Here is a 26,127-nt window from a genome sequence, read left to right as displayed (position 1 = left end):
TGTTCAATAACGAGAAAAAGGGGAAGCATCTGCGCTTTCCCTCTCTCCTTTCCTTATTTACTTTTTATTATTATCGTCGTCCATCTTCAAGACGGCCATAAAGGCTTCCTGTGGCACTTCAACTGAACCTACTTGCTTCATCCGCTTTTTACCTTCTTTTTGCTTTTCAAGCAATTTTCTTTTCCGGGAAATGTCTCCACCATAACACTTAGCTAAAACGTTTTTGCCCATTGATTTAATCGTCGATCTTGCTACAATTTTTTGTCCAATTGCAGCTTGTACTGGTACCTCGAACTGTTGTCTTGGAATTAAACTCTTTAGCTTTTCAACAATCGTCTTGCCGCGATCATAAGCAAAGTCGCGGTGAACGATAAAGCTTAAGGCATCGACTTTTTCTCCGTTCAACAAAATATCCATTTTCACGAGCTTAGATGGCTTGTAGCCAATCAGTTCGTAATCAAAAGAGGCATAGCCTTTCGTGCTTGACTTTAGCTGGTCGAAGAAATCATAGACAATTTCTGAAAGCGGGATTTCATAAATCACATTTACTCGATTTTCATCCATATACTGCATATCAATGAAAATACCACGCTTATTCTGTGAAAGCTCCATCACTGCACCAACGTAATCATTTGGTACCATAATAGACGCTTTTACATATGGCTCTTCTACTGCATCAATCTTTTGAGGATCTGGCATATTAGAAGGGTTGTCCACATTGATCTCTTCGCCATTTGTCATCCGTACTTTATAAATAACACTCGGAGCTGTTGTAATTAAATCAATTTTAAATTCACGCTCGATCCGTTCTTGGATAATTTCCATATGAAGAAGCCCAAGGAAGCCGCAGCGGAAACCAAATCCAAGCGCCTGTGACGTTTCTGGCTCAAACTGCAAGGATGAGTCATTTAATTCTAATTTCTCTAGCGCTTCACGCAAATCATTAAACTTTGATGAATCAATTGGATAAAGACCGCAATAGACCATCGGATTCAGCTTTCTATATCCAGGCAGCGCTTCAACCGCCGGGTTATGCGCTGAAGTGATCGTATCCCCCACTCGCGTGTCACCAACGTTTTTGATAGCAGCCGTCAAGAAGCCAACGTCTCCAACCGTTAGTTCGTCACGTACAGTTGTTTTTGGCGTGAACACTCCCACTTCAGTGACCTCAAATTCTTTGCCAGTGGCCATCATTTTAATTTTGTCGCCTGCTTTTACTGAACCGTCTACAACACGGATATAAGCAACAACGCCGCGATAAGCGTCATACAAAGAGTCAAAAATAAGCGCCTTTAATGGAGCCGATGGGTCACCTGTCGGGGCAGGTACTTTTTCAACAATTTGCTCTAAAATTTCTTCAATTCCAATGCCTGCTTTTGCGGAAGCGAGCACCGCCTCAGAAGCGTCTAAGCCGATCACATCCTCAACTTCCTGACGAACGCGCTCTGGCTCTGCTGCTGGCAAATCAATCTTATTAATAACGGGCAGAATCTCCAAATCGTTGTCTAAAGCAAGATAAACGTTCGCCAATGTTTGCGCCTCAATTCCTTGCGCGGCATCTACAACGAGAATCGCTCCTTCACAAGCAGCAAGACTACGAGACACTTCATACGTGAAATCGACGTGCCCTGGCGTATCGATTAAATGAAAAATATAATTTTCTCCATTTTTCGCTTTATAATTTAATTGTACCGCATTTAACTTAATCGTAATGCCCCGCTCACGCTCAAGATCCATTGAGTCGAGCAGCTGGCTTTTCATTTCACGGGCAGATAGAGCATTCGTGAACTCTAAAATCCGGTCGGCTAAAGTAGACTTCCCGTGGTCAATATGAGCAATAATCGAGAAGTTCCTGATATGCTCTTGTCTTAATTGTTTCTCTTCATTATTCATGTTTTTTCTTCACTCCTGTTAGTCGGCGCATGTATACTAGCATTGATTATATCAGCCAGAAAAGCAATTGACAATTTACAAAAGTAGAAGCATACGAGTTCATAACGATCATACTAGATGAGTGGAGAGAAAAGGACACTCTCTTTACAAATCAAAGTGACGAAAATAAATAGATATTCTGATTATAAAATAAGCTTTGTTATACGTGGTTGCATATTTCCGCCTCAGGCGGACGCTTTCCGCTCTAATCAACTATTAAAAAACAACATTCTCCTTCGACAAAGCCATAAAACAAGAAACCCGCTGCGAGATCATACAAGCAGCGGGTTAAGATTGATTTGTTGGACAGGGTGCGACTTTAAAGAAAGCAAATGTTTAAGAGTAAACTAAACCAACGGATGGCTCTCTACTGATCAAATAATGATCTAGCAGCAAATGTTACCGCATCAGCTAAAGATTGTCCGGCCTTTGAGAATACGTTCACCGTTTCCTCTTTCTCTAGCCTTTCTTTTTTTATATGCAAATCAACTTCTGCTTCATCTTTTGGAAATAGAGAAAAATCGGCTTCTTCTTTCTTGTCTGAAATTTCCCGTGTATAGGGAGTTGACTCCTGCCAGCTTCTACTATGAAGGGAGCCGATCAACATGCCAATAAAAAAAACAGAAATAACAAAGAATGTTTTAAGTAGAAAAGTTTTCATGAGAATACCCTTTCTTACTGCTCTCCCTTTGCGTGTACGGCTTCAGCCTGCCAGTAATAATCGGCAAAGACATCGGCAAATGCCTCTGCTGTTCGATTCAGTTCTTCGAATGTATTATCTACTCCGCCAAATTCAATGAGCATCGCTTTATCCGATAAATCTTGATTAAATTTACCATTTGTGTTTTTCCCTTGTTTTAAAATAACTCCTCTAGACAATCCTTTATACTTTTTCTCTAATAACTTATGCCACTCCGTTGCCAGCTTTACATTCTTTTCATAATTCGCATGTTCCGCCCCAACGACAAACACAAGCTTTGCATAGCTCTCTCCATTAATCGTAGCGGTCGTCACTTTCTTACGCTGTGAATCACGATGAATATCGATAAAATATTGCAAATCATGGTTACCCGATTGCGCAGAAGCTACAACGGCACGCGACTCTTGATACGCTTGGCTATATTTTCTTCCCGATTGATTAAGCTTCGCGACAATGTCTGTTTTGTCTACTGTTGCTCCAATCCCTTTAGCTTCTAATGCAGCTTGTACCATCTCTCCGACCTTTGTGACATTTAAGGCAGAATGGTGAGCAGAATCTGCCGAGGAAACACCTTGTAAATACGGCAGGTAAGACTCTCTCGTATGCGTAAAGTATAAATATACCCTCTTTTTCCCATTGGTCGTTAAAGAAGGCGGCGGGCTGTCTTTCTCTTTTGGAATCTCTTTTGTAGGTTTTACGGCTACGTCGTTTTTCTGATCCAGAGCTTCATTTGGAGGCTCTGATTCAATCGGCATATTCGTATAATCCGTTCCTTCACCGGCCACTAATATCTCCCCATCGTAAATAGAGAAGCCAGGAACTTCTCTTCCTAAAAAGCTGCGTGGATCTTGAAAGCGCACATTTGTTGCATAACGAAACGCTAATTCACTTAATGATGGCGGCCGGGCGTCTTCAGGTGCATGCGACGCAAATAATTTATTTTCCATCGTATATAAATAATAAAGTGCACCGCCAGATACATTTTCAGCCGCCTCATTAACGGAATGAGAAGAAATCCGATAATTGTACGTAAGAGACGTTAACAACCCGGCAACAGAAAAAAGCGTAAGGAGAGAAATTGTAAAAATCATCATTCCCTTTAAGATCGTCGACAAATTAATTGTAAAGAGGTCATACGGCTGGTTCTCCTTCATTGCTCCACCCTTTCTAGAAAAGTCTTGTACTATCGTATGACCTTAATAGAAAAAGCAGAACAAATTTTATGAAGGAAAAGCGGAAGGCACTTGTTCAGCGGTGTATGGACTTAACGGCTTCGCATGAAATAAAGAAAACATAATGAGCCAAAGCAATTCGATGTTGACTTATCGCAAAAAGGAGCAGTCCCCAGCTATACTTATTTTGTAAAGAAACCAGCATTCTCTTGATCAACTGCCGAATGCAAAGCAGCATTTAAACTGTTGGCTAATAAATTAGCGGTATCCTTAATAAAAAGATCTACTTCTTTTGGTGTAACCATTAAATTGTGCCCTAGCGGAGAGAGCACTTCACGAATAAGCTGCCGCTTTTCATTATCAGGCAGGGTTCCGATCATCCCAAGGAAAGACCGGCGTTTTTCTTCATCAGGCATATGCTGTTCGGTTAGTTTGCTTCTCCCAAAAGCGAAACCAGCAGGGGCAAGCGCTCCAGAAGGCCGATCCCCTTCTTGAATTTCTTTTCCTAAGTGCTTCAAGATAAAGTCAATCGTGTCGCTTGTAATTGAAACAGCATCTACAACGGTAGGCACACCGATCGCAATGACCGGAATACCAAGAGTTTCTTCGCTAATTTCTTTTCTTTTATTCCCTACGCCCGCTCCTGGCTGAATGCCCGTATCTGCAATTTGCACGGTAGCGTTCACCCGCTCGATCGATCGTGAAGCAAGAGCATCAATTACGACTAAAAAATCCGGCTTTGTTTTTTCTACTACCCCAAAGACAATGTCGCTCGTTTCAATTCCTGTCGTTCCCATGACCCCTGGAATAAGAGAACTAACTGGCCGATAGCCTTCGTCGACTTGTTCTGGCTGCAACTCAAATAGATGCCTCGTTACCATGATTTCTCCACATACAAGCGGACCAAGCGCATCAGGGGTGACATCCTCATTTCCAAGGCCTACGACGAGACAGCTGGCATTCTCGCCAATGCCTTTCTTTTTTAAAAAAGCACTGAATTCACTCGCCAGCACCTTTTCCATTTCGTGCTGATGACTCGTATCATGGGTACGGATTCCTTGAGATTCGACCGTTAAATATAAGCCTGCTTTCTTTCCTGTCGCTTTTGCCCCCTCTTCATCAATCGTGACAGAGGTAATGGTAATGTCATCGATTGTTCGTTCCTCTGTTAAGACACCTGTTACTCTTCGTCCTTGCCCCTGTCGTTCCTCAGCAAGTGTTTTCGCTTCTACTGCTAAATCTGTTCTTACCGCATATTGGCTTAAATCAATTGATGATTCTTTCATTTATTTTCACCCTTTTAAATGAACTTTTATTTTTAGTCTGCCCGACTGTGTAAAAGTTCATTCCTTGACACAAATTGCAAATGTAACTATTGCAATCTCACCTTCTGTTTGATAGAATAACTTTTGTTCTTATAAGGAAAAATGGAAGTCGAGTAAAAGATAGAATCTCGATCGCTTTTAGGAGGTGACCGGAATGCCAAATATTAAATCTGCTATTAAACGCACAAAAACGATCCAAGATCGTACAGAACGCAACAACCAACAAAAATCTGCTATGCGTACAGCTGTAAAGAAATACGAAGCAGCAGTTGCTAACAATGACGAAAACGCAAAAGATCTTTTTGCTCAAGCAGCAAGAAGCCTTGATAAAGCTGCCGCTAAAGGTTTAATCCATAAAAACGCTGCAGACCGTAAAAAGTCTCGTTTACTCAAAAAGCTTAACGCGTAATAAACGATCGTTTCGCTAAATAAAAAATCCTTCAAGTCATCTTGAAGGATTTTTTATTTTATGAAAAGGCCGCGACATTTCTGTTTGCATCTTACTAGAGCCTTCTTCTCGTTATACTCTTATCCTGTTTTCTGCATTAAGCTTTGTAGTTTGAATAAAAACATTTCGGCAATCAGTGATTTAGCCATGCCGCTCGTTTTCATTTGCAGATCGCTATCAGCAAGCATCATCATAATGGCTGCAAGCTGTTCATCCGAAAAGCTTCTAGCCTGGCCGGCAGCAAGCTTTACCCGAAACGGATGCACCTTTAAAAAGCCGGCTATTTGCTGCTGGCCGTACCCTTTTCGCGCTAGCTCCTTTGTCTGGTAAATCAAACGGAACTGATTGGCAATCACGGCTAGGATTTTAATCGGTTCTTCATTTAACTTGAGTAAATCATAGTAAATTCGAAAAGCTTTTTCCACTTTCCCTGTTACTACTTTATCAACCAAAGCAAAAATATCTTGTTCCAAAGAGCGGGCCGTCAATTGATCAACGACTTCCACCGTAATGGGCTGTTCCCCAGAGGCGTACAATGATAATTTATCTAATTCGGAAGCAAGCATCATCAAATTTGTTCCCGCGATAGCTAGAAGATGGTCGATGGCCTCTTCTTCTATTTGTGCTTGGTTGGCAGCAGCACGGGTACGAATCCACGCTTTCAACTCTTTTTCATTTAGCTTATTAGCTTCCATAACTTCCGCGTTTTTCTTTAGCAGCTTGGTAATTTTTTTACGTTCATCTAATTTTTCATAAGGAGCCGAAAAGACGACTATCGTATAAGGAGCAGGATTAGCTATGTATTCTTCAAGCTTTTTTACATTATGCTCTACTTTATCCTTTGAACGTTCAGCTGTTAAAAACACTGGATTTTGTAAGATCACCAGTTTTTTGTCCCCCATGAAAGGCAAGGTTTCTGCCTCTTCAAGTGCTGCTTCCACAGGAATGTCTTCTAAGTCATAAGAAGAAAAATTAAAGTCCATTTCCTCTTCCGTCAAGACAGATTGAATAAGTCTTTGTTTTGTTTCATTAATTACAAATGCTTCTGTTCCGTACAACAAATAAATCGGTGAAAATTGCTTTTGCTCTATTTTTTTCCAAATGGGCATCAATGGCTTTTCTCTCCATTTTCATGTATGATACTCTCATGTTAAAAAAGCAATTCCCATTTGACAAGGGGAAACTTTCGGAAAAGTTCCCCCCGTGATCTATATAAACGCCGGCAACGCTGCCCCGGGAAACAGCTTTGCAGACGGTGATCATCTTACTTGTATTTTCACCGAATTTGTGAAACTTATTGCAGTTAACTCTTGTCAATGTAGGAATTAGCAAGGACAGTCTGGATTTTTTATAACGGTTCGTCTATACTATAGATGAAATAGGAGGGGTAGTTGTGAACGAATTTGAAAAAAATGTCCAATCAAAACGTAATGACGCAATAGACTCTGGCGTTGCTTTTGGTGTTTCTTTCGCGTTTTTTGCCATCATCTTTATTATCGCACAGGTTATCAAATTCATTGGATAACTGCCGCAAAAGCCCGACAATAGACGGGCTTTTTTCTTTTTAGGATCTTCTACACTTCCGGGGAGCAGACAACGTCCTGTTCGTTTAGTTTCTTTATTTTACGGACGCACGACCGAAAATGTGCCTGTTTTACCTTCTTTATACGTGTATACAATTTCTCCATGCAGATCTGTCCGCCAAATGGCGGCACCATGCTGTTGGAGACGGTCTACCACTTCTTTATGAGGATGACTGTACCGATTGTTTTTTCCAAGAGATATAATGGCGGTTTCTGGTGTCGTCTTCGACATAAAAGGTTCTGTTGTTGAAGAGCGGCTGCCATGATGGCCTACTTTCAACACATCGATGTCCATAGAAAAGTGCTCCACAAGGCGCTTTTCTCCCTCCGCCTCCAAGTCTCCTGTAAACAACCATTTCTTTCCTCCTAATAATGCGTAAATGACAAGTGAATCATCGTTTCCTTCATAGTGCTCATCTGCAGGTGATACAATTTGAAAGTAAGCTTCTCCCTCCTGCCAGCTTTCCATGTATTTTCCGTAGCGCACAGGTATTTTATGCATAGCAGCCTGTTCAATCGTCTCGCGCATAACAGGTTTGGCTTCTGCCCCTGGACTGATAATCATCTCTTTGATAGTGATTTGACCGAATAACTCCTCTGCTGCTCCGATATGGTCATAATCACTATGCGTAAGAAACAATTTATCAATGCGGGTAATGCCTCTTCCTTTCAAGTAAGGAAGCAAAATATGTTCACCGATCGAAAAGTCCTTTTTCTTTTTTTGCCATTCTTCTTTTTGAAATGGCAGTAAGCCTCCTGTGTCAATCAAATAATTTCCTTTATTAAACGGAAGAGTAATGAGAATGGCGTCTCCCTGCCCGACATCAATAAAGGAGACTTCTCCCTTAATTGAATAAGTGTGCACGGTAACAGGCATGCCAATCATAACAAGCAACAGAACGCTGATCCGTTTCCAATCCTGTGTTTTTTCCCACTGAAAAAAGACAACTGTGCTTAAAAGACAAATAATGGCCAACAAAACATCATTTGGCTGGCCTGTAACGATCACCGCACCCGGCCATTCACTCACTTTTATTGCTGCCTGGTCTACTTGCTCAAGCAGAAAACGAAGCGGTTCTAAGAAGATCACAGCCGATTTTAGTGTAAAGCTCAAGAAATAGATAATGAGAAGGGATGGAAGCACAAGAAACGAATAAAAGGGAACAAAAAATAAGTTGGCAATAAAAGAATAAAGGGAGACCTCATAAAAATGATACATCAGCACCGGCAAACCCGCCGCTTGAGAAACAGAGGTAATCGCAAACATTTTCCCTAAAAAAGAGACAGGAAAAGATAAGATGAACTTAGAGGAGAGAAGGAGAGAAAAACTAATAAGATAAGAAAGCTGAAATCCTGCTTGATAAATAAAGTAGGGGTCCAGAAACACAACGGCCATAAAGCTTAGAGCAAGGGCATCCAGAGCTGTAAATCGATGGTAAAAGCGAACAGATAACAAGACTAAGACCGTCATTAATACGGCTCTCACAACAGGAGGAGACCCACCAGCTAAAAGGGCGTAAATCGGAAGGGCAGCAAGCAAGATCATCTGCGCTGTTTCTTTCACTATCCCGATTCGTATCATGGCATAGTAAACAAGAGATGTAATTAAGCTAACGTGAAGACCGGAAATAGCCAGTAAATGAATGACCCCAAGACGCTGATACGCCTTCGTCACATCTTCTTCTGTTAAAGAACGGTCGCCAAATAATAAAGCGGCTCCAACCGGCTGCAAGTTCTCCGGAAAAACCGTTTTTAAGTGATTAATTCCCTTTACACGCCAGTGGAAAATATGTTCTTTTACGCTTTTTTCTTTTTGGATACAAGAAGATAAAGCAAAGCGATCCACCTTTAACTGCCAAAAAATATGCTGATTTTTGAGAAAGGATCGATAATCAAACCCATAACGATTTCTTTTTCCTTCTGGCTCTTCAAGTGTGCCTGCCACGTAACAGAGGGTACCAGGGACTAATTCTCTCTGCAGCTCGTCTCCTTCTTCAGAAGAGGACAGCCGGTAAAGGAGACGTAGCTTCTCATTATTGTCTGCCGTTACTGTTGCTTTCAAGAGGTCGCCGTCGACCACCATCTCATCAGAAAAGGAGACAGACCACTTGTCTTCCTTCCCGGTAAAAGCCGTTACGTTCCGGTCTTCCGCAAAATGGCCAGCTAAAAAACCCATGGCGGCACAACTAAAAAAAGCCACCTTTCCTTTCTCATCCAGTTTGATGATGAAAAAGAAAGCAGCCACAGTCAGCAAGAAGCGGATACTTCCCAAAACAGGAAGCGCCCACAACAAACCTGTCAGCGTGCCGACTGCCAGATAAATGTATTTTCCGCGCATACGCTCTCCTTAAAGATACTTTACGAAGATAAGTGAACAACTTCAATGTCCTTCAGAAAATGCTGGTTCCATTTATTCGGATAGGCATTTCGATAGACAATTTTTTTGATTCCGGCTTGCGCCAATGTTTTCGCACAGTTTTCGCATGGCTCATGAGTAACATACGCAGCAGCGCCTTTCAGCTTATCTCTCTCCGCATGAAGGACAGCATTCAGCTCTGCATGCAGGCATCGGATGCAGCGCTTCTCATCGGACAGAAGGCACCCTTCTTCCTCGCAATGGGCATGCCCGTGAATGGAACCATTGTATCCCGTTGCAACAATGTGTTTATCTTTGACGATCACGCAGCCAACATGCAGACGGGTGCATGTTGAACGAGTGGAAACTACCTCTGCAATATCTAAAAAATATTCATCCCAGCTTTTTCTGCTCATTTGATTTCACTCTTTCTTTGTCCATTTCATGTTTTCTTTAGTGTAGCGGCAAAAAAAGGCTCCCGTCAATCCCTATTACTGAACGACAACGAGTGAGGCCATTTTCTCAAACGTCTTTTCTCCGATCCCGGAGACATTTTTTAAATCCTCCGGTTTGGAAAAGGCTCCCGTCGTCTCCCTATACTCGATAATAGCCTGTGCTTTTGCCTTCCCGATTCCCGGCAGTTGCTGAAGCTCTTCGGCAGACGCTTGATTAATATTAATAGAACTTCCGCCATTCTCCGGGGAATTTCCCTGTGCACTCCCCTGCGGCGGAACAGCAGCAGGCAACTCTGCAGGGGGCTCTTCTCCATTTTTCGGTACATAGACAACCATTTCATCCTGCAGCTTCTGCGCTAAATTAATCGCCGTTCGATCAGCCTCCTGTTGAAAACCACCTGCTTTTTCGATGGCATCATGAATGCGCTCGCCATTTTTCAAAGAGTAAATGCCAGGTGATGCAACCGCCCCTTTAATATCAACCATTAAAACAGCAGGTTCCTGCAGTTCTAGCGGCGGTGTAGTCAAAGGCGGACTTACACTTTGTTCTGTTTGTACAGACTCTTCTAATAGTGGCACTGCTGGAGGTGTTTCTTCTCCAGTCAATTGATAAAGGCCAAACGCTGCCACTATTCCTCCTATCAAAAAGTAGACTTTATATTTACTAACTATTGCTTTTAAATCCAGTATCTTCACCTCTTTCTCATAAACCAAATTTTTTTTCATACATTGTAAGAGCAGCTTGCATAAGGGGGAATGATGAATGAAGATAGGAATCATCGGAACGGGGAATATGGGAGAGATTTTGATTGATGCTTTAATTGCCTCTAAAGTCACTTCTGCCGCCAATCTTTTTATCATGAATAGAACGGCAGAAAAGGCGCGGCGTATCCAAGAGAACCACCCAGGCCTGAATGTATGCAGGGACGCTTCCGAACTTGTCACTATATGTGATCTTTTATTCGTTTGTGTGAAGCCCCACGATATTTACCCGCTGCTCCAGAAGGTTCAGCCTTTATTTCGTCCTGAACAATGTGTAGTGTCCATTACTAGTCCAGTCAGCACCGCACAATTGGAATCCATCCTGCCCTGTTCATGCATGCGTATGATTCCAAGCATCACGAATAAAGTATTATCCGGAACGGTACTTTATACGTACGGAAAAAGATGTGAAGAGAAATGGAAAGCAGAAATGAAAAAGCATATGGATCAGCTATGCAATGAGGCAGTAGAAATCGATGAGTCAATTACACGTGCCGCCTCAGATCTTGTGAGCTGCGGCCCAGCATTTATTAGTTTTTTAACGAGAAAGTTTATTGAAGGGGCAGAAACAACAGGTATGGATTCACATACAGCAGAAAAATTGGCAGAGTCGATGCTTGCCGGGCTGGGAGAATTATTCAAACAAAAGGAATATACGCTTGCGCAGTTAGAAGAAAAAGTCTGTGTCAAAGGAGGAGTTACCGGAAAAGGAATTGCTGTGTTAGAAGCAGAAACCGGGGATATGTTCACGAAGTTATTCCAAGCCACTCATGAAAAGTTTGCCGAGGATAAACAAGAAACAGCGGCGCAATTTGGAATCCCTTAATACTATTCGCCACCTGCCAGAGAAGTCCTTCTTTAATATAAAAACGAGAGGAGTGAAAATGAATCCCTCCTCTCGTTTTTATGTTTTTATAATGGCTTCCTAACTGACAATCATTTTATTTACAATTGAACCGATCCATTTCTGCATACAAAAAATATTCTCTCACTTGTTTCCTCTGGAGAATTCCCAGTGAAATCAGCGGTAATGTCAATATCGGAAAAACCAATCTCCTGAAGCCACGCTTTGTATTGTTCAACAGCGAATGAACGCTGGACATGCAGTTCATCAAATCGCTCATATAAATCCGTTTCTTCTTCGCGGACAAAAAAAGTAAGCTCGTGTTCAATGCTGTCAGGCTGCTCACCATCGAAGCAGTTCCAAATATAAGAGACCGCTTCATTCACAGCTGTAAACGTTCCGTCCTTAAAGATATGGCGCATTTTATACAGCGAGTGCACATCAAATAAAAGTAATCCGTCTTCTTTCAGATGTTGTTGGACTCCGCGAAACGTACGTTTTATGTCTTCTTCTTCTGTCAAATAATTAAGAGAGTCACAGAAGATCGTGATGACATCAAACTGTCCAAGCCCTTCTAAATCGCGCATGTCCTGCTGGAAAAGCGGAATGAACAGCTTTTTTGCTTCTGCTTTTTGCCCGGCTGCAAAGAGCATGCTGTCCGATAAGTCAACGCCCGTTACATCCCATCCAGCTGCTGCTAAACGCCAAGTCAGCTCGCCTGTACCGCAAGCAAGGTCCAATACGCTCTTTCCAGGCAGTTCGGAGGCATGCTGCTGGAAAAAGTCCAGCCATTGTTCATACGGCGCATCCTCCATTAAAAAGTCGTACACACGGGCAAAGCGTTCATATGTCATGAAAGCAGCTCGCTCTCCACATCAATTTCCGGAGCGTCCCCCCAGAGACGTTCCAGGTTATAATAAAGCCGCTCATCACGGTGGAATACGTGGATAATCAAATCGCCTAAATCAATTAACACCCACCGAGCTTCATCAAAACCTTCCATCCGCTTTACTTCATATCCAAGCTCCTCTGCCTGCTCTTTAATTTCTCGAGCAATTGCTTGAACCTGCTTATCGGAATTCCCGTGACAGATGATAAAATAGTCTGCCATTAGTGAAATTCCCTGCATATTTAACACAACAATATTTTCCGCACGCTTATCGTCCGCGGCATTCACGACTCGTTGTAAAATTTCCGGTTGACCCATTAATTGGCCTCCTCCTTTTTCATGGTTAAATCATTGTACGTATGAAAGGTATCCGGATAAACCGGCTGATTTTTTTTCATTAAAAATTGAATGGTATTTTTCAGAGCTTGGATTAAAGCAGCATCCAAATCTTTTTTCGCTAATTCACGCACTTCTTCTACACCCGGGAAATGACGGCCCGGTTCAATATAGTCTGCAACATAAACCACTTTTTCAAGCAAAGTCATGCCTATTCTTCCGGATGTATGATAACGGATAGCATTCAAGACTTCCTCGTCTTCTATGCCAGCTTCTTTTTGTACCAAATAAGCGCCTACCGGAGCATGCCACAGTTCTGAGTGAAAAGCCAGTAACCGCGGGTCCATGTTTTGCTGCTTAATAATGGCGGCCATTTCCTCTTTAGGGCGAAATTTAGCATAGTCATGAAAGATCGCAGCAAGCTCTGCCTTCTTGGTGTCTGCTCCATATCTTTCAGCGAGCAGGATCGATGTGTCTACTACACCAAGTGTGTGAACGTAGCGGTGTTCAGTTATTTGCTCTTTAACGAGTGAGAGCGCCTCCTCACGTTTCATATAAACGATTCTCCTTTATATAAGCGATGACTTTCTCGGGCAGCAAGTAACGTAAAGTTCCCCCACCCGCCGCTCTTTGTCTGAGCATCGTAGAAGAAAGATGAATTTCCGGCGTTTCGATCAACTGCACGGGGTACGGTGTTTCAACCGAATAGCCCGGCCGGCGCACCCCAACAAACTTGACCATGCGGCTCAACTCATCGATGTTATACCATTTCGGTAAATACTCAATCATGTCACCGCCGATAATAAAATAAAAGTCGGTTTCAGACTCCCGCGCTTTTAATGCTTTCATCGTATCAAATGTGTAAGAAGTTCCTTTCCGCTCCATTTCTATCGGCTCCACTGAAAAACACGGATGCCCTTCAATAGCTGCCTGAAGCATATGAAGACGATCTTCATCACGGATATGATGATCAATTTTTTTATGCGGTGGAGTATAGTTAGGCATGAAGCGGATTTCATCCAAATGGAGTGCCTTCAGCACCTCATTTGCTATGATCAAATGACCAATATGCGGCGGATTGAATGTGCCACCTAAAATGCCTACTTTTTTCTTCATCTCGGCAGCTCAATCTTTTTATTTTCTCTAGATTCTTTGTAAAGCACGATGATGCTGCCAATGACTTGAATAAGCTCGGCACGGGCTCCTTTAGCCAGCTGCTCTGCTACTTCGCGCTTGTCCTCCCCGCAATTTTGCAGCACGCTTACTTTGATCAGTTCACGCGCTTCAAGCACATCAGCGATTTGTTTAATCATATTTTCATTTACGCCGCCTTTGCCCACCTGGAAAATCGGATCAAGGTGATGAGCTTTCGAACGTAAAAAAGATTTTTGCTTAGTTGTTAACATAATTGCCTCCCAATTGATGACGTACCATTTCTTCCATTCGTTCGATATCAGGTGTTTGGCTTGTCCACTTCTCAAAAGCCAACGCTCCCTGATAAACAAACATTTTAAGGCCGTTTTGTGTACGAGCCCCCCGCTTCTTCGCTTCCTGTAAAAGCTGCGTTTCGAGCGGATTGTAAATAATATCCGAAACAAATGTGCCTGCTTTTATTTTTTCAACTGAAATCGGGCTTGCCTCAATAAGCGGGGACATTCCAATTGATGTTGTTTGAATTATCACATCGTATTCTTCAAGCTGTTCAGCCGCCTTTGTTGTCGTTTTTACTGACCCGACAACAGGATAAGGGCAGCTTTCTGCAAGATTTGCTGCTTTTTCTGCTGTTCGATTGGCGATATCAATCCGGCTTACTCCTTCTGAGGCGAGCGTATAATAAATAGCCCGCGCCGCGCCTCCTGCTCCAATCAGCAGGACACGTTTTTCTGTAAGCGGCTCTCCATACGCTTCCCGAAGCCCCCGCACAAACCCTACTCCATCTGTATTGTATCCTGTCCACCCTCCATTTTCACGAACTACCGTATTTACAGCTCCAATAGCTTTTGCAAGTGGATCGACTTGATCAAGCAAAGGTATAATAGCTGATTTGTGAGGAATTGTCACGTTAAATCCTTGCACGCCAATGGCTTTCATTCCTTGTACAGCCGCAGGCAAATCTTCTGGTTTTACGTGAAAAGGATGATAATACCCCTCAATGCCAAGCTGGACAAATGCGTCATTATGCATTGCCGGGGACATAGAATGGGCAATTGGATCACCGATAACGCCAAATAATTTTTTCATTGCTTCTTCCCCTCTTCTAGATTAAGGATTTCCGTAGAAATACACTGACACCCTTCGGCACATAGGCAGCTACTTTGGAGCCCGGTTCATTGATGGTTACCCATCCAAGTCCGGAAAAGACGACGTCCATTTTGCCTTCTTTAATCATAAATTCATGCCGGGTCAATTCAGGGAAGGTATCCATTTCTTCTCTTCGCGGCGGAGTAAGCAATTCTCCTGCATGTGTCTTATACAACTCATCTGCTTTCTCCAGCTTTGTGCGATGAATGGTTAGTTCATTTGACAAATAACAAGTAAAAGAACGGCGGCCCCCTGAAAGATAATCGAAGCGAGCCAGTCCCCCAAAAAACAATGATTGCTGTTCATTCAGCTGGAAAATTTTTGGCTTGATTTCTTTTTTGGGCGTAATGTACTTTAAATCTCTCTTATCTACAAAGTGGGCCATTTGATGATGATTAATAATTCCTGGCGTGTCAACAAGAAAATGACCATCATCAAGCGGGATCTCAATCATATCCAGCGTTGTGCCCGGGAAATGCGAGGTCGTGATCACATCTTTCTCGCCCGTTCCCTCTTTGATGATTCGATTGATAAATGTTGATTTTCCTACGTTCGTACAGCCGACTACGTAAACATCTTTTCCATCGCGATAATCCTCGATAGCCTGCATTGCCTCCTCCATGGAGGCTCCTTTTGCTGCACTAACGAGAAGCACATCAATCGGCTTCAAGCCGAGCTCCTTTGCCTGCTGCTTCATCCAATTAATTAACTTGTTTTTTTTCACAGATTTAGGAAGAAGATCCGCTTTGTTGCCGATTAACAAAACCGGGTTTTTGCCAACAAATCGATGGAGACCAGGCAGCCAACTGCCATTAAAATCAAAAATATCTACGATTTTAACGATTAAGCTGTCTGTCTCTCCAAGTGTATTTAAAATTTTCAAGAAGTCGTCATCTGTTAAAGACACATCCTGGACTTCATTATAGTTCTTCAAGCGAAAACAGCGCTGGCAGACAATTTCTTCTTTTTCCAGTGCTGAAGCCGGTGCATAGCCAAGTCCTGCTGGATCTTCCGTTTGTACGTTGACTCCGCATCCAATACACATGATTTTTTCGTTATTCACTTGCTTTCCTCCCATTGAATTAAACCTTTTCGTTTAAAGAAATTCATAATCCTCCGCTCAATTCGGCGATTGAATTTTGTCCAGAAGCCATCCGTTTGGGCAACTGGTAAAACTAAAATGGTATAAAACCCACCACGATTGCCACCGAATATATCCGTGAGCAATTGATCACCGATTACGACCGTTTCTTCTTTTTTGACACCTAATAATTTAACAGCCCTGCGAAATGCCTTTCCCATTGGTTTACGCGCTTCGAATATATAAGGAATATCAATTGGCTGTGAAAAGGCGCTTACTCTTTTTTGATTATTATTGGAAACAATTAGCACTTTAATGCCTGCTTTTTTCATTTCAGCAAACCATTCCAATAATTCCGGTGTAGCATCTGGACGATCCCAGGCCACTAACGTATTATCCAAATCGGTAATGATCGCTTTCATTCCCTTTTCTTTTAAATACTCTGGTGTAATTTGAAAAATGCTTTTTACGTGCCTGCTCGGCAAAAATTTCTTTAACAATCCCTGCACCCCGTTCTCTCGGCTTTCATTGCCTTTATCATAGCGGATTTTGGCTATCATGACAAAACAAAACGTATAATCGTATGCTTGAACTTTTTAATAATGCTAAAATATTTTCCGACATTTTTTGCATTTCTTTATTGTGGATAACTTTATACACATTATCCTTCTGATTTCTTACCCTTTCCCACTACTTAAACACAATCTATCCACATTTTATCCACCTAATACTGTGGATAAAGGAACACTTGTTCTTTTTGTTTACATTTAGTAAAGTGAGGGTAGTACATTACTTGAATCTAACATCTTATGCGATTTCACCTATTATAGACCACTTATTTTTCGGAGGTGAATGAGGAATGAACCGCATTTCAGATGATTTGCTTTTAGAAGCTTATACGAAAGCACGTAAATTAGACCTTAGCCGTGACTTTATCTTGTTAATTGAAGATGAATTAAAAAAGAGAGCTCTTTACTATCAAGTACACGCACACTAATAAAAAGCACTTGCTGAAGCAGTGCTTTTTTTATATGAGTGTACCGACCCTTTCACCGACCTTTACTTCACAGGGCACATCTAATTGTTCATTTAACATGAAGGTGCCTGGCTCGAATAAAAGAACAACTGTAGATCCAAAATTAAAATAAGCCACTTCTTCCCCTTGTTTCCAAACTAATCGGTCGTGAGAGCGCTCAATCGAATTTACAAACATGGCCCCTACTTTCACTACAGCCATCTTTCCAGTTCCCCATGACAGCTCGGTAATTTCTCTATAATTCTTGGCAAGCGGTTCTCTCCCATATTTTAGCCCGTAGTGATTGACAGGATAAGAGTACCGGCCAAGCGTCCATTTTTCAATGATCTCACCATCAACCGGACTATGAATCCTATGATAATGGCTTGGACTCAAGTAAAAAACAAGAAATGTGCCTTTCTCGTAATGTGCCGCTTTTTCGTTGCTGCCGAGCATTTCAGCAACCGAGTATGGTTTCCCTTTTACTGTGATCTCATAACCATTAGTAATCGTTCCCGTTTCGGCCAGTCTCGCATCTACTGGACTGATCACATGATTGTTTCCATACTCAATGGTTCTTGCTTCTGGCAGGAGCTTGCGCATGAAGAAGTCGTGAAGCGTTTGGTATTCCTCTACCGGGTGAGCCATTTCCTCCTCATTGATCCGGTAAGCTTTCATGAAAGGACGAATCATCGGCTTGCTCAAAGAAGAGCTTGTGTATCGTTCAAGTAGTCGCGAAGACCATCTTTTATTTGTTAACTCAATAAAAAAGCGATATAGATGCCGTTGCACAATTCAACCTCCAAAAATTTAAAAAATACTAACCACTTTATGGTATAATAGATCATCATTAAAATATTATTATATAATAAACTATCGGCAGATTCCTGCTAAATTCGAGGAGAGTGTAAATTTGTTTATTTCTCAAGTGATAGATACCACTATAAAAAAGGTCAAAGCCCAGACAGCCAATGTGCTCACGTTAGGTAACCTAGCCTTAGGTGGCTTTTCTATCCTAATGACGCTGCATGCACAATATCATCTTGGTTTGCTTCTTATTTTCGTCGCAGCTTTGGCTGACCGTTTTGATGGAATGGTCGCTCGCAAATTAAATATTGAATCTGAGCTTGGTAAACAGTTGGATTCCATGTGCGATATTATTTCTTTTGGCGTTGCTCCTGCCTTATTACTTTATATAGGTATTTTATCTGAGTTTGGCTTTCCCGGTTCTTTTTTCACGGTCTTTTATATTGGATGCGGTGCTTTCCGTCTAGCGCGCTTTAATATCTCTGAGAACAATGGCTATTTTCATGGTCTTCCGATTACAGCCGCAGGATGTTTATTAACGCTCAGCTACTTAGCAATCCCATACCTACCAATGCCTTCATTTATGGTTATTATTATGTGTTTGTCTTTATTAATGGTCAGTCCATTTAAATTGAAAAAAGTGTAAAAAACATCCTGGAAAGCCCCAGGATGTTTTTTCATTCTCTTCATGATATTTTTCTCCTTGCAGCCGTTTCCTCTTACGGTCTTTTTGTCCAAGAGCAAGTTTCTTCTTTAAATTACAAAGGACAGGCAAATCCATCACGCTCCTCTCATACACTTAGGACAACAGCGGATTTATAAAGGAGGAGGTTTCATGCTCGGCATTCTTGCTGCTTTGTCCTATGCGGTAAAAGAATTATTTTTTTTCGTATCTTATGTAAAAAACAATGCCTTCCCCCAACCTTTATCTCCAAAAGAAGAAAAGATGTACCTAGAGAAAATGGCAAAAGGCGACGCAGAGGCCCGCAACAAGTTGATCGAGCACAATCTTCGGCTGGTGGCGCATATTGTTAAAAAGTTTGAAAACACCGGAGAGGATTCTGAAGACTTAATTTCAATCGGAACGATTGGTTTGATCAAAGGGATAGAAAGCTATTCAGGCGGAAAAGGCACAAAGTTAGCTACATATGCCGCGCGGTGTATTGAAAATGAAATTTTGATGCATTTACGTGCCTTGAAAAAAACAAAAAAAGACGTATCGCTTCAAGATCCGATCGGCCATGATAAGGAAGGAAATGAAATTAACCTGCTCGATATACTAAAATCAGAAGATGAAGATGTGCTTGAACATATCCTATTAACGATCGAGTTAAAAAAAGTCCTGAAATTTTTGCGGGTACTTGACGAACGTGAACAAGAGGTCATTATTGCCCGGTTCGGATTAAATCAAAACGAAGAGAAAACACAAAGGGAAATCGCAAAAGAGCTGGGCATTTCTCGCAGCTATGTATCACGCATCGAAAAGCGGGCGCTGATGAAAATGTTCCATGAATTCTACCGTGAAGAAAAAGGAAGGGGTCACTAGAGACTAAAAAACCGGCTCCTCATTAGGAGCCGGTTTTTTATAAATAGGAAAAGACCTATTAAAACTGAGCGCTTTCCGCTTCGACGCACATGATGTGCTAGTGAGGGCGTTGTGACACGATGTCGCGTCTTTAGCCGCCGTTCCTTTTTGTCTAGCTCCTGGCGCTTTTCTGTTTCAATCAATTGTTATGGATACTAAAATCCCCATAATTGTAGCAAGCAGCAACCCCATAATCATCATGACCATTCTTCTTCACTCCTTACATACCTAAAAAAGCTATTTGCTATTAATGTACCACAAAAGGAATAAGTTGTAGCACGTTTTTCACAAATTATTCACAATTCACTGACGGGATAATTCGTTAACAATGCCTACAACAAGGTTAGCGGAATGGCGGGCTGCTTTCGGCAAAAATTGTTCGAATGAAACATCCGATTCCTTGCCAGCGATATCCGAGATTGAACGAATGACAACAAATGGAATGCCGAATTGATAAGCGACTTGAGCGATAGCCGCTGCTTCCATTTCAACGGCCTGCAGTCCTGCAAATTTCTTTCCTACGGCCAGCACACGCTCTGGATCGCTCATAAATGCATCTCCCGTCGCAATTAATCCTTTGACTACTTGCTCCTCTCCACCTTTGGCTGCACAGCCTACAGCGATGTCAACAAGCTTTTCATCGGCTGTAAAAGCGGCAGGCAGCTGCGGCACTTGGCCATATTCGTAACCAAATGCTGTCACGTCCACATCATGATGGCGTACCTCTGTAGAAATAACAACATCTCCAACGTTAAGTTCAGAATTTAATCCACCTGCTGAACCAGTATTAATGACTGCATCTGGTTGAAAATGATGTAATAAAATAGCCGTAGTCATCGCAGCGTTCACCTTTCCGATACCAGAGCGCAGCAGGATGACTTCTGCTCCATTCAATGTTCCAGTCGTAAACTCACTATTAGCGATTGTTTCCACTTTTCGGTTGTCCATTTGTTCACGCAAAATGACTACTTCTTCTTCCATTGCTCCAATAATTGCTATTTTCATGTTTATTCCTCCGTTCTTTCCACTTACCTGTCTCATTTTAGCATTTTTTCAGTAGAATCGCTTGCTTCTTTTCCCTTTTATCTTGTATACATAAGAAAGAAATTATTGCAATTTAAAGGGGGAAAGACCATGCAGTTTCAACTTGACTTAATTGAAGATAAAATTGAATTTTTTGAAGCTAATAACCTAGCTTCTCTCGAAAAAAAGATTGCTGAGAAAATTGAGCAAAACCGAGCTATCTTGCTCAGTGTCCGTTCTGTTTCCCACCAAATGCAAATCGATGCTGACGGACATAAGCACTTCTCAGCCGTTGTACACTTTAAAGCTAAATAAAAAGAGAGACCTACCAAGGTAGGTCTCTTCCGGCTTACCGCCCTTTATCGTTATGCTCTAGCTTGTACACCTTTACCGGCTTCCAGCCTTCGCCGTCTACCCAATTGATGTATACACGGTAGGCATTGTTCGGGTCACTTTTCGGAGAAACCGTTCCAATTGCCCCTTTAGGACCATCTCCGCTAATGTACCAAACAATCATCTCTTCTTGAGAAATACCTGTTGCATAAGATAAAGCTTGCTTTTTCTCTTGCCAGTCTACTGAACCGCTGTCAAAAGAAGAAGTATGCTGACCAGACTGTGAAGTGCCGACGCCTGTCCAATTCGGATTGACAATTTCTTTTTCTACATTCGGCTCATCGCTGTCTTTTTCGACGGCTTCACCTTGATCATCCTGCTTCTGCTCGTCATCCTTCTTTTCATCATCGTCTTTCTCTTCATCGTTCGCATTTTCATCAGTTGCATTTTGATCTTCGTCGCTTACGTTAGATGACTGGTCGTCTTGTTCGTTAGCTGCAGACTGTTGCGACTCTGTTTTCGACTTTGGCGCTGGTGTCACTTCTTCCTTTTCACCGCCAGAAAAAATAGTGAAAGCAACGACAACAATTAAAAGGACAACAACCGCAATGGCAGTATTTAAAATTCGATTTGTTTTTCTTCGTTTAGATTTTCTCTGTGTACGTGATGGCTGTGCCATGTTACGACTCCTCTCTCTTTGGCATCATTCACATTTTATCATGACTCTCCTGGAACATGAAGCTATTTTAATCGAAAAAAGCGCTAAAGGCCTACTGCCTTTAACGCTTTTTGGCATTCATTATTTAATTGAGACGATTTTCACTTTCATTTCTCCGCCAGGTGTCTGTACGATGACTTCATCGCCGACTTCTTTGCCAAGCAGACTTTTGGCGATCGGAGAATCATTTGAAATCTTTCCTTCGAATGGGTCAGCTTCTGCGCTTCCTACAATTGTATACGTTTCTTCTTCTCCATCCGGCAGTTCAACAAATACAACTGTTTTTCCTAAAGAAACAACATTACTGTGATCTTCTTCAATGATTTCTGCATTGCGAATCATCGCTTCGATTGTCCCAATTCGTCCTTCAACAAAGGCTTGTTCTTCCTTTGCCGAATCGTACTCGGAGTTCTCTGATAAATCACCAAAACTGCGGGCGATTTTAATTCTTTCTACGACCTCCTTACGTTTAACCGTTTTTAAATATTCTAGTTCCTGTTCTAGCTTTTCTTTCCCCTCTTTAGTCATTGGGTATACTTTTTCTGTTGACAAGTCCCTTCCACTCCTTTTCATCTCGCTGCCTTCCTTGGTGAAGGAAAACAAATAAACATGAGCAGGCTGCCTCATTTGAAGCCACTTTTGCCGCATTCATATATAGAGAAAGCGTTTTCCCCTATATATGAGCGCGCCACAAGCCCGCTCCAATGATTGAGACAGCCTTTGTTTTTTAAAGATTATGTCTGTTTCATAAAAAGATACTATAAAATGGCTTTTTGTTCAAGAACCGTTTGAATTTTTGTTACCATCAGATCGATGGCCACGTGATTTTGGCCGCCTTCTGGAATGATAATGTCAGCATAACGCTTTGTCGGTTCGATAAATTGATTATGCATCGGCCGGACCACATTTAAATATTGATCGACAACCGATTCAAACGTACGGCCCCGTTCTTTAATGTCACGGATCATGCGGCGGATAATGCGCAAGTCTGCATCGGTATCTACGAACAGTTTGATATCCATTAAATTACGCAGGCGCTCATCCTCTAACACGAGAATACCTTCAAGTATAATGACGTCTTTCGGTTCCATGCGAATCGTCTCAGCTGAGCGGGTATGACGAGCATAATCATACACCGGTTTCTCAACCGCCTCGTACTGCTGCAGCTTTTCAATATGGTGGATGAGCAGGTCATTATCAAAAGCAAGCGGATGATCATAATTCGTTTTCAGCCGTTCTTCAAATGGCAAATGGCTTTGGTCTTTATAATAATAGTCCTGCTCAATGACCATAACAGAATGTCCTTTAAAATGCTCGGCAATTGACTTCGTAACGCTCGTTTTACCGGAACCTGAGCCGCCGGCAACACCGATAACAACTGGCTTTTGGTCCATGAACTTTATTCAAGCCCCTTTCGCATCATGTTATTTGGATACACTGGTTTTTCTGTTTTAAAACGGACAATTTGCAGCGGATGACGAGCTGCATCCAACTCATTTCCTTTTTCATCCCATATCGCTTCTACCGTCTGTGTAAAGTTCTCAATTTCTGGACCGAAAAACTCGACTTCATCTCCCGGGCGGAAAAAGTTACGCTGTTGCAAAGTAACCATTCCTGTGTCTTTATCATAGTCAAGAACAAGACCAGCGAAGTCGTGAGAGGCTTTTTTTCCATGAACGCCAAATAGCTGTTCTTCCATTCCAGGCGTGCCTTCAAAGAAAGCTGGAGCTGCTGGGCGGTTCGCACACTTCTCAAGCTCCTCTAACCACTCTTGCTTAATTTGGAAGTTCTCCGGATCTGCACAGTACGTGTCAATCACTTTGCGATAGACACTAACAACGGTCGCAATATAATGAATAGACTTCATGCGGCCTTCAATTTTTAAGCTGTCAATTCCTAATTCAATTAATTTCGGAATCGATTCAACAAGTTTTAAATCTTTAGGGCTCATCGCAAAAGGAGAATCGTTTTCCGCAAACAATGCTTGTTCGTTGCCTTCGTCTAAAGAGTAAAGATCATAATCCCATCGGCATGACTGACAGCAGCCTCCCCGATTTGAATCACGGGCAGTCATATGGTTGCTCAGCACACAACGGCCTGAATAAGCAATACACATCGCTCCATGGATAAATGTCTCAATTTCAATATCGACTTTCTCTTTCATTTCGCGCATTTCTTCACTTGTTGTTTCCCGGGCTAGGACAACACGGTGCAATCCTTCCTCTTTCCAATACTGAACGGCGCGCCAGTTAGATAAGGATTGCTGTGTACTGAGGTGTACTTCTACTTTTGGAGCAACACGACGGCACGTTTCGATGATAAGCGGGTCTGCTACAATAATCCCGGTAACACCCGCTTCCTGAAGTCCACGTAAATAGTCTTCCAAGCCGTCGATATTTTCATTATGAGCATAAATATTAGTTGTTACATATACTTTTGCTCCATATTTCCGGGCAAATTCTACCCCTTCTTTCATTTCCTCCAGCGTAAAATTGCCGGCATTGGACCGAAGCCCATATTCTTGGCCGCCGATATACACGGCATCGGCTCCATAATGAATAGCAATTTTTAATTTTTCAAGTGTTCCTGCCGGTGCTAGCAATTCAGGCTTTTTCACGATGACTCGCTTGCCGTCTATAACGGTTGCAATTGTATCATTTATAACCGTACTCACGATTGTTCCTCCCTTTTTAATAAACTGTTTCTTTGAAGAAGAAGCCTGTATCTAATGGACGGTGTGCGGGCTGCAGCTCTTCGATTTTCTCCAGCAGCTCCTCTTTTACTTCTTCGTATTCTTCTAGGTTTTCTACACATAGGTCAATAGCCTGCCGGTAAAGCTTCGTTACTTCAAGCAAATATTCTGGTGAATGAAGGACACCGTCAATTTTAAAACTATCAATGCCTGCTTCTATCATTTCGGCAAGTTCATCAATAATACAGATATCATTTGGACTCATAATATGGGTGCCATTCTGATCTTCAAAAATCGGATACTTATTATCACGTTCTTTATCATAAAGCAGCATATTCTTTGCTTCTTTGCGATTTTCAATTTCCATTACTTTTCCTTGATATTCAAAATAATGACCTAAAAGCGGCCGTTTGGATTGAAACATACATGTCATGCCATGCACTTGTACTTCAATTGCCACTTCAGCATTTTCTTTCACTTCAATGACTTCATCCATACTTAACTCACGAGCAAGAACAGCTCTTACGGCTCCGCGTTGCCCCCAATAGTTGCAAGTAAAATAATTGGTTGCCGTTGTTTCGGTGTTCCAGTGCAGCGGCATATCAGGAGCTACAGCACGAACAGCCATTAATACAGCCGGGTCTCCAAAAATAATGGCATCCGCTCCAGCCTCTTTAACAAAAGCAATATAATCATCCAGCTCGTTAGCGATGTCATTATGAAAAATAGCATTAACGGCAACGTATACTTTTTTTCCTTTTGCATGGGCTTTCCCAATCGCGTGCTTCATATCTTCTCTGTTAAATTCTCCGGCAAGACGCAGGCCATAGCGCTGCTCTCCTAAGACAAACGCGTCCGCTCCCGTTGCTATAAGGGGCTCAATGGAATCTACGCTATGCGGAGTAACGAGTAGTTCTGGTTTTTTCACTTTAGTTTCCCCCTCTTTTACGGCTGACAGCTAAACCATCCCCGACTGGAAATATAGCTGTGTCGAAATCCGGATGGCTCATCAGCCATTCATTGTAAGATTGAATTTTTTTTACTAAATTAATGATGCGCTTCGATTCAGCCGGGATACCAGCAACATAGCCTTTAAATAAAACGTTGTCTGTATACACGGTCCCTTCCGGCGCCAAAAAAGCGGAGTACCCTTCAAAAAACTTCGTATACTGCCCTTTCGCTGCATCGATAAAAATAGCATCATAGGGACCTTTTCCGCCGGCTTCAGCTACTAATTCAAGAGCATCACCAAACAAGACCTCTACCCGCCCGCCGACTTTTGAAGCCTGAATATAGTCAATCGCCTGCCGATAACGCTCTTCATCACGCTCAATGGTCACAATGGTCGTCTCTGGAAGGGCTGCAGCCATGCGCAAAGCAGAATATCCGATTGCAGTACCAATTTCCAGTATCCGCTTCGGCTGCTGGATCCGCATGATTTGAAGCATCGCCTCTATCCCAGTCGGTTCCATAATTGGCACCCCATGTTCCTGGGCAAAAGCTTCCATTTCAGCGAACAGCGGTTCCCGGCTTTTAATCAATGACTCTATATAATGATGGATAATATCGTCCATAATACTCTCCTTTTCAAAAAGGCTTGATGACAAACAAAAGACTCCGATAAGCCCCAGAACTGCCTTTTTCCTTTTTATCGGGCCAGCTTTCATGGCTCCGGTACAATAGATGCCCATAAACAAGAAAAAGAAGAAAGCCTGCCAGCTTTCTGCTTTATTCTGTCTTATTCATTTTTCTTCGTCAAAAATACTTGAA

The 26,127-nt window shown here is 42.2% G+C and carries 31 protein-coding genes; 7 read left to right on the top strand and 24 right to left on the bottom strand.

Annotation, left to right across the window (positions count from 1 at the left end; genetic code table 11):
• Positions 1-57 precede the first annotated feature (57 nt).
• The 4 genes from lepA to gpr all read right to left on the bottom strand — a co-directional run bounded on the left by lepA (position 58) and on the right by gpr (position 5,090).
• On the bottom strand, positions 58-1,893 hold the full coding sequence (gene lepA / locus A8F95_RS01995) for a translation elongation factor 4 (RefSeq protein ID WP_065408998.1): 1,836 nt from the start codon (positions 1,891-1,893) through the stop codon (positions 58-60).
• Between the two features lie 406 nt (positions 1,894-2,299).
• The gene (locus tag A8F95_RS01990) at positions 2,300-2,593 is read right to left on the bottom strand and encodes a DUF3679 domain-containing protein (RefSeq protein ID WP_065408997.1); all 294 of its coding nucleotides are present in this window, start codon (positions 2,591-2,593) and stop codon (positions 2,300-2,302) included.
• A 14-nt stretch (positions 2,594-2,607) separates the two neighbouring features.
• On the bottom strand, positions 2,608-3,786 hold the full coding sequence (gene spoIIP / locus A8F95_RS01985; RefSeq protein ID WP_065408996.1) for a stage II sporulation protein P: 1,179 nt from the start codon (positions 3,784-3,786) through the stop codon (positions 2,608-2,610).
• 200 nt (positions 3,787-3,986) lie between these two features.
• Positions 3,987-5,090 (bottom strand): GPR endopeptidase, encoded by a 1,104-nt coding sequence (gene gpr / locus A8F95_RS01980; protein WP_065408995.1) that lies wholly within the window; start codon positions 5,088-5,090, stop codon positions 3,987-3,989.
• Positions 5,091-5,283: 193 nt separating this feature from the next.
• Between gpr and rpsT the strand changes: the two genes are divergently transcribed.
• Positions 5,284-5,538 carry a 30S ribosomal protein S20 gene (gene rpsT, locus A8F95_RS01975; protein ID WP_049663292.1) on the top strand — a complete coding sequence of 85 codons (255 nt, stop codon included), beginning with the start codon at positions 5,284-5,286 and terminating at the stop codon, positions 5,536-5,538.
• 119 nt (positions 5,539-5,657) lie between these two features.
• Here the strand turns inward: rpsT and holA are convergent, their stop codons facing one another.
• The gene (holA, locus tag A8F95_RS01970) at positions 5,658-6,686 is read right to left on the bottom strand and encodes a DNA polymerase III subunit delta (RefSeq protein WP_065408994.1); all 1,029 of its coding nucleotides are present in this window, start codon (positions 6,684-6,686) and stop codon (positions 5,658-5,660) included.
• Between the two features lie 284 nt (positions 6,687-6,970).
• Here holA and A8F95_RS01965 point away from each other — a divergent pair, with 284 nt between their 5' ends.
• Positions 6,971-7,102 (top strand): YqzM family protein, encoded by a 132-nt coding sequence (locus tag A8F95_RS01965; RefSeq protein WP_049663293.1) that lies wholly within the window; start codon positions 6,971-6,973, stop codon positions 7,100-7,102.
• Between the two features lie 98 nt (positions 7,103-7,200).
• Here A8F95_RS01965 and A8F95_RS01960 read toward each other — a convergent pair whose 3' ends face one another.
• From A8F95_RS01960 to A8F95_RS01950, 3 genes are all read right to left on the bottom strand, one after another.
• Entirely contained in the window at positions 7,201-9,498 is a 2,298-nt protein-coding gene (locus A8F95_RS01960; RefSeq protein ID WP_065408993.1) for a DNA internalization-related competence protein ComEC/Rec2, read from the bottom strand.
• Positions 9,499-9,518: 20 nt separating this feature from the next.
• Entirely contained in the window at positions 9,519-9,932 is a 414-nt protein-coding gene (locus A8F95_RS01955) for a deoxycytidylate deaminase (protein ID WP_049663296.1), read from the bottom strand.
• 75 nt (positions 9,933-10,007) lie between these two features.
• Positions 10,008-10,601: a helix-hairpin-helix domain-containing protein gene (locus A8F95_RS01950; protein WP_176713593.1), complete on the bottom strand. Its 594-nt coding sequence runs from the start codon at positions 10,599-10,601 to the stop codon at positions 10,008-10,010.
• Positions 10,602-10,734: 133 nt separating this feature from the next.
• Between A8F95_RS01950 and comER the strand changes: the two genes are divergently transcribed.
• Positions 10,735-11,559, top strand: a complete 825-nt coding sequence (gene comER, locus A8F95_RS01945; protein ID WP_065408991.1) for a late competence protein ComER — start codon at positions 10,735-10,737, stop codon at positions 11,557-11,559.
• Between the two features lie 119 nt (positions 11,560-11,678).
• On the opposite strand, the gene A8F95_RS01940 is transcribed toward comER, so the two are convergent.
• The 8 genes from A8F95_RS01940 to A8F95_RS01905 are packed head-to-tail and all read right to left on the bottom strand — an operon-like array spanning position 11,679 to position 16,684.
• Positions 11,679-12,431: a class I SAM-dependent DNA methyltransferase gene (locus tag A8F95_RS01940; protein WP_065408990.1), complete on the bottom strand. Its 753-nt coding sequence runs from the start codon at positions 12,429-12,431 to the stop codon at positions 11,679-11,681.
• Positions 12,428-12,784, bottom strand: coding sequence for a ribosome silencing factor (gene rsfS, locus A8F95_RS01935; protein WP_065408989.1), 357 nt, complete (start codon positions 12,782-12,784; stop codon positions 12,428-12,430). The genes A8F95_RS01940 and rsfS overlap by 4 nt, the downstream gene beginning before the upstream one ends.
• Positions 12,784-13,356 carry a bis(5'-nucleosyl)-tetraphosphatase (symmetrical) YqeK gene (gene yqeK, locus A8F95_RS01930; RefSeq protein ID WP_065408988.1) on the bottom strand — a complete coding sequence of 191 codons (573 nt, stop codon included), beginning with the start codon at positions 13,354-13,356 and terminating at the stop codon, positions 12,784-12,786. Before yqeK ends, rsfS begins: the two co-directional genes overlap by 1 nt.
• Entirely contained in the window at positions 13,346-13,918 is a 573-nt protein-coding gene (locus A8F95_RS01925; RefSeq protein WP_065408987.1) for a nicotinate-nucleotide adenylyltransferase, read from the bottom strand. The genes yqeK and A8F95_RS01925 overlap by 11 nt, the downstream gene beginning before the upstream one ends.
• Positions 13,915-14,208, bottom strand: a complete 294-nt coding sequence (gene yhbY / locus A8F95_RS01920) for a ribosome assembly RNA-binding protein YhbY (protein ID WP_065408986.1) — start codon at positions 14,206-14,208, stop codon at positions 13,915-13,917. The genes A8F95_RS01925 and yhbY overlap by 4 nt, the downstream gene beginning before the upstream one ends.
• Positions 14,195-15,043, bottom strand: coding sequence for a shikimate dehydrogenase (gene aroE / locus A8F95_RS01915; protein ID WP_065408985.1), 849 nt, complete (start codon positions 15,041-15,043; stop codon positions 14,195-14,197). The genes yhbY and aroE overlap by 14 nt, the downstream gene beginning before the upstream one ends.
• Before the next feature lie 16 nt (positions 15,044-15,059).
• Positions 15,060-16,181, bottom strand: a complete 1,122-nt coding sequence (gene yqeH / locus A8F95_RS01910) for a ribosome biogenesis GTPase YqeH (RefSeq protein WP_425414964.1) — start codon at positions 16,179-16,181, stop codon at positions 15,060-15,062.
• A complete protein-coding gene (locus A8F95_RS01905; protein WP_049666623.1) occupies positions 16,163-16,684 on the bottom strand; it encodes a YqeG family HAD IIIA-type phosphatase in 522 nt (173 codons plus the stop codon). Before A8F95_RS01905 ends, yqeH begins: the two co-directional genes overlap by 19 nt.
• Positions 16,685-17,043: 359 nt before the next feature.
• Here A8F95_RS01905 and sda point away from each other — a divergent pair, with 359 nt between their 5' ends.
• Positions 17,044-17,181 carry a sporulation histidine kinase inhibitor Sda gene (gene sda, locus A8F95_RS01900; protein WP_065408983.1) on the top strand — a complete coding sequence of 46 codons (138 nt, stop codon included), beginning with the start codon at positions 17,044-17,046 and terminating at the stop codon, positions 17,179-17,181.
• A 30-nt stretch (positions 17,182-17,211) separates the two neighbouring features.
• Here the strand turns inward: sda and A8F95_RS01895 are convergent, their stop codons facing one another.
• On the bottom strand, positions 17,212-17,991 hold the full coding sequence (locus A8F95_RS01895) for a phosphatidylserine decarboxylase (protein ID WP_065408982.1): 780 nt from the start codon (positions 17,989-17,991) through the stop codon (positions 17,212-17,214).
• 121 nt (positions 17,992-18,112) lie between these two features.
• Here A8F95_RS01895 and pssA point away from each other — a divergent pair, with 121 nt between their 5' ends.
• On the top strand, positions 18,113-18,652 hold the full coding sequence (gene pssA / locus A8F95_RS01890) for a CDP-diacylglycerol--serine O-phosphatidyltransferase (protein ID WP_049663313.1): 540 nt from the start codon (positions 18,113-18,115) through the stop codon (positions 18,650-18,652).
• A gap of 189 nt (positions 18,653-18,841) precedes the next feature.
• Positions 18,842-19,552: an RNA polymerase sporulation sigma factor SigK gene (gene sigK / locus A8F95_RS01885; protein ID WP_049663314.1), complete on the top strand. Its 711-nt coding sequence runs from the start codon at positions 18,842-18,844 to the stop codon at positions 19,550-19,552.
• A gap of 342 nt (positions 19,553-19,894) precedes the next feature.
• Here sigK and mtnN read toward each other — a convergent pair whose 3' ends face one another.
• Positions 19,895-20,596 (bottom strand): 5'-methylthioadenosine/S-adenosylhomocysteine nucleosidase, encoded by a 702-nt coding sequence (gene mtnN / locus A8F95_RS01880; protein WP_065408981.1) that lies wholly within the window; start codon positions 20,594-20,596, stop codon positions 19,895-19,897.
• Positions 20,597-20,725: 129 nt separating this feature from the next.
• On the opposite strand from mtnN, the gene A8F95_RS01875 reads away from it, so the two are divergent.
• The gene (locus tag A8F95_RS01875; protein WP_065408980.1) at positions 20,726-20,929 is read left to right on the top strand and encodes a DUF2536 family protein; all 204 of its coding nucleotides are present in this window, start codon (positions 20,726-20,728) and stop codon (positions 20,927-20,929) included.
• A 34-nt stretch (positions 20,930-20,963) separates the two neighbouring features.
• Here A8F95_RS01875 and A8F95_RS01870 read toward each other — a convergent pair whose 3' ends face one another.
• The 6 genes from A8F95_RS01870 to A8F95_RS01845 form a co-directional block, all read right to left on the bottom strand.
• The gene (locus tag A8F95_RS01870; protein WP_065408979.1) at positions 20,964-21,626 is read right to left on the bottom strand and encodes a YrrS family protein; all 663 of its coding nucleotides are present in this window, start codon (positions 21,624-21,626) and stop codon (positions 20,964-20,966) included.
• A gap of 120 nt (positions 21,627-21,746) precedes the next feature.
• On the bottom strand, positions 21,747-22,217 hold the full coding sequence (greA, locus tag A8F95_RS01865) for a transcription elongation factor GreA (protein ID WP_049666626.1): 471 nt from the start codon (positions 22,215-22,217) through the stop codon (positions 21,747-21,749).
• A gap of 206 nt (positions 22,218-22,423) precedes the next feature.
• The gene (udk, locus tag A8F95_RS01860) at positions 22,424-23,059 is read right to left on the bottom strand and encodes a uridine kinase (RefSeq protein WP_049663324.1); all 636 of its coding nucleotides are present in this window, start codon (positions 23,057-23,059) and stop codon (positions 22,424-22,426) included.
• Between the two features lie 5 nt (positions 23,060-23,064).
• Positions 23,065-24,339 (bottom strand): peptidase U32 family protein, encoded by a 1,275-nt coding sequence (locus A8F95_RS01855; RefSeq protein WP_065408978.1) that lies wholly within the window; start codon positions 24,337-24,339, stop codon positions 23,065-23,067.
• 16 nt (positions 24,340-24,355) lie between these two features.
• Complete coding sequence (locus A8F95_RS01850) at positions 24,356-25,285, bottom strand: peptidase U32 family protein (protein ID WP_065408977.1); 930 nt, start codon at positions 25,283-25,285, stop codon at positions 24,356-24,358.
• Position 25,286: 1 nt separating this feature from the next.
• Complete coding sequence (locus A8F95_RS01845; protein ID WP_065409430.1) at positions 25,287-25,931, bottom strand: O-methyltransferase; 645 nt, start codon at positions 25,929-25,931, stop codon at positions 25,287-25,289.
• Positions 25,932-26,127 lie beyond the last annotated feature (196 nt).

Origin of the sequence: Pseudobacillus wudalianchiensis, from assembly GCF_001685015.1 — a bacterium.
In the GTDB taxonomy this organism is placed as follows: Bacteria; Bacillota; Bacilli; order Bacillales; family Domibacillaceae; genus Pseudobacillus; species Pseudobacillus wudalianchiensis.
This window is presented reverse-complemented; position numbering and strand designations above follow the sequence as displayed.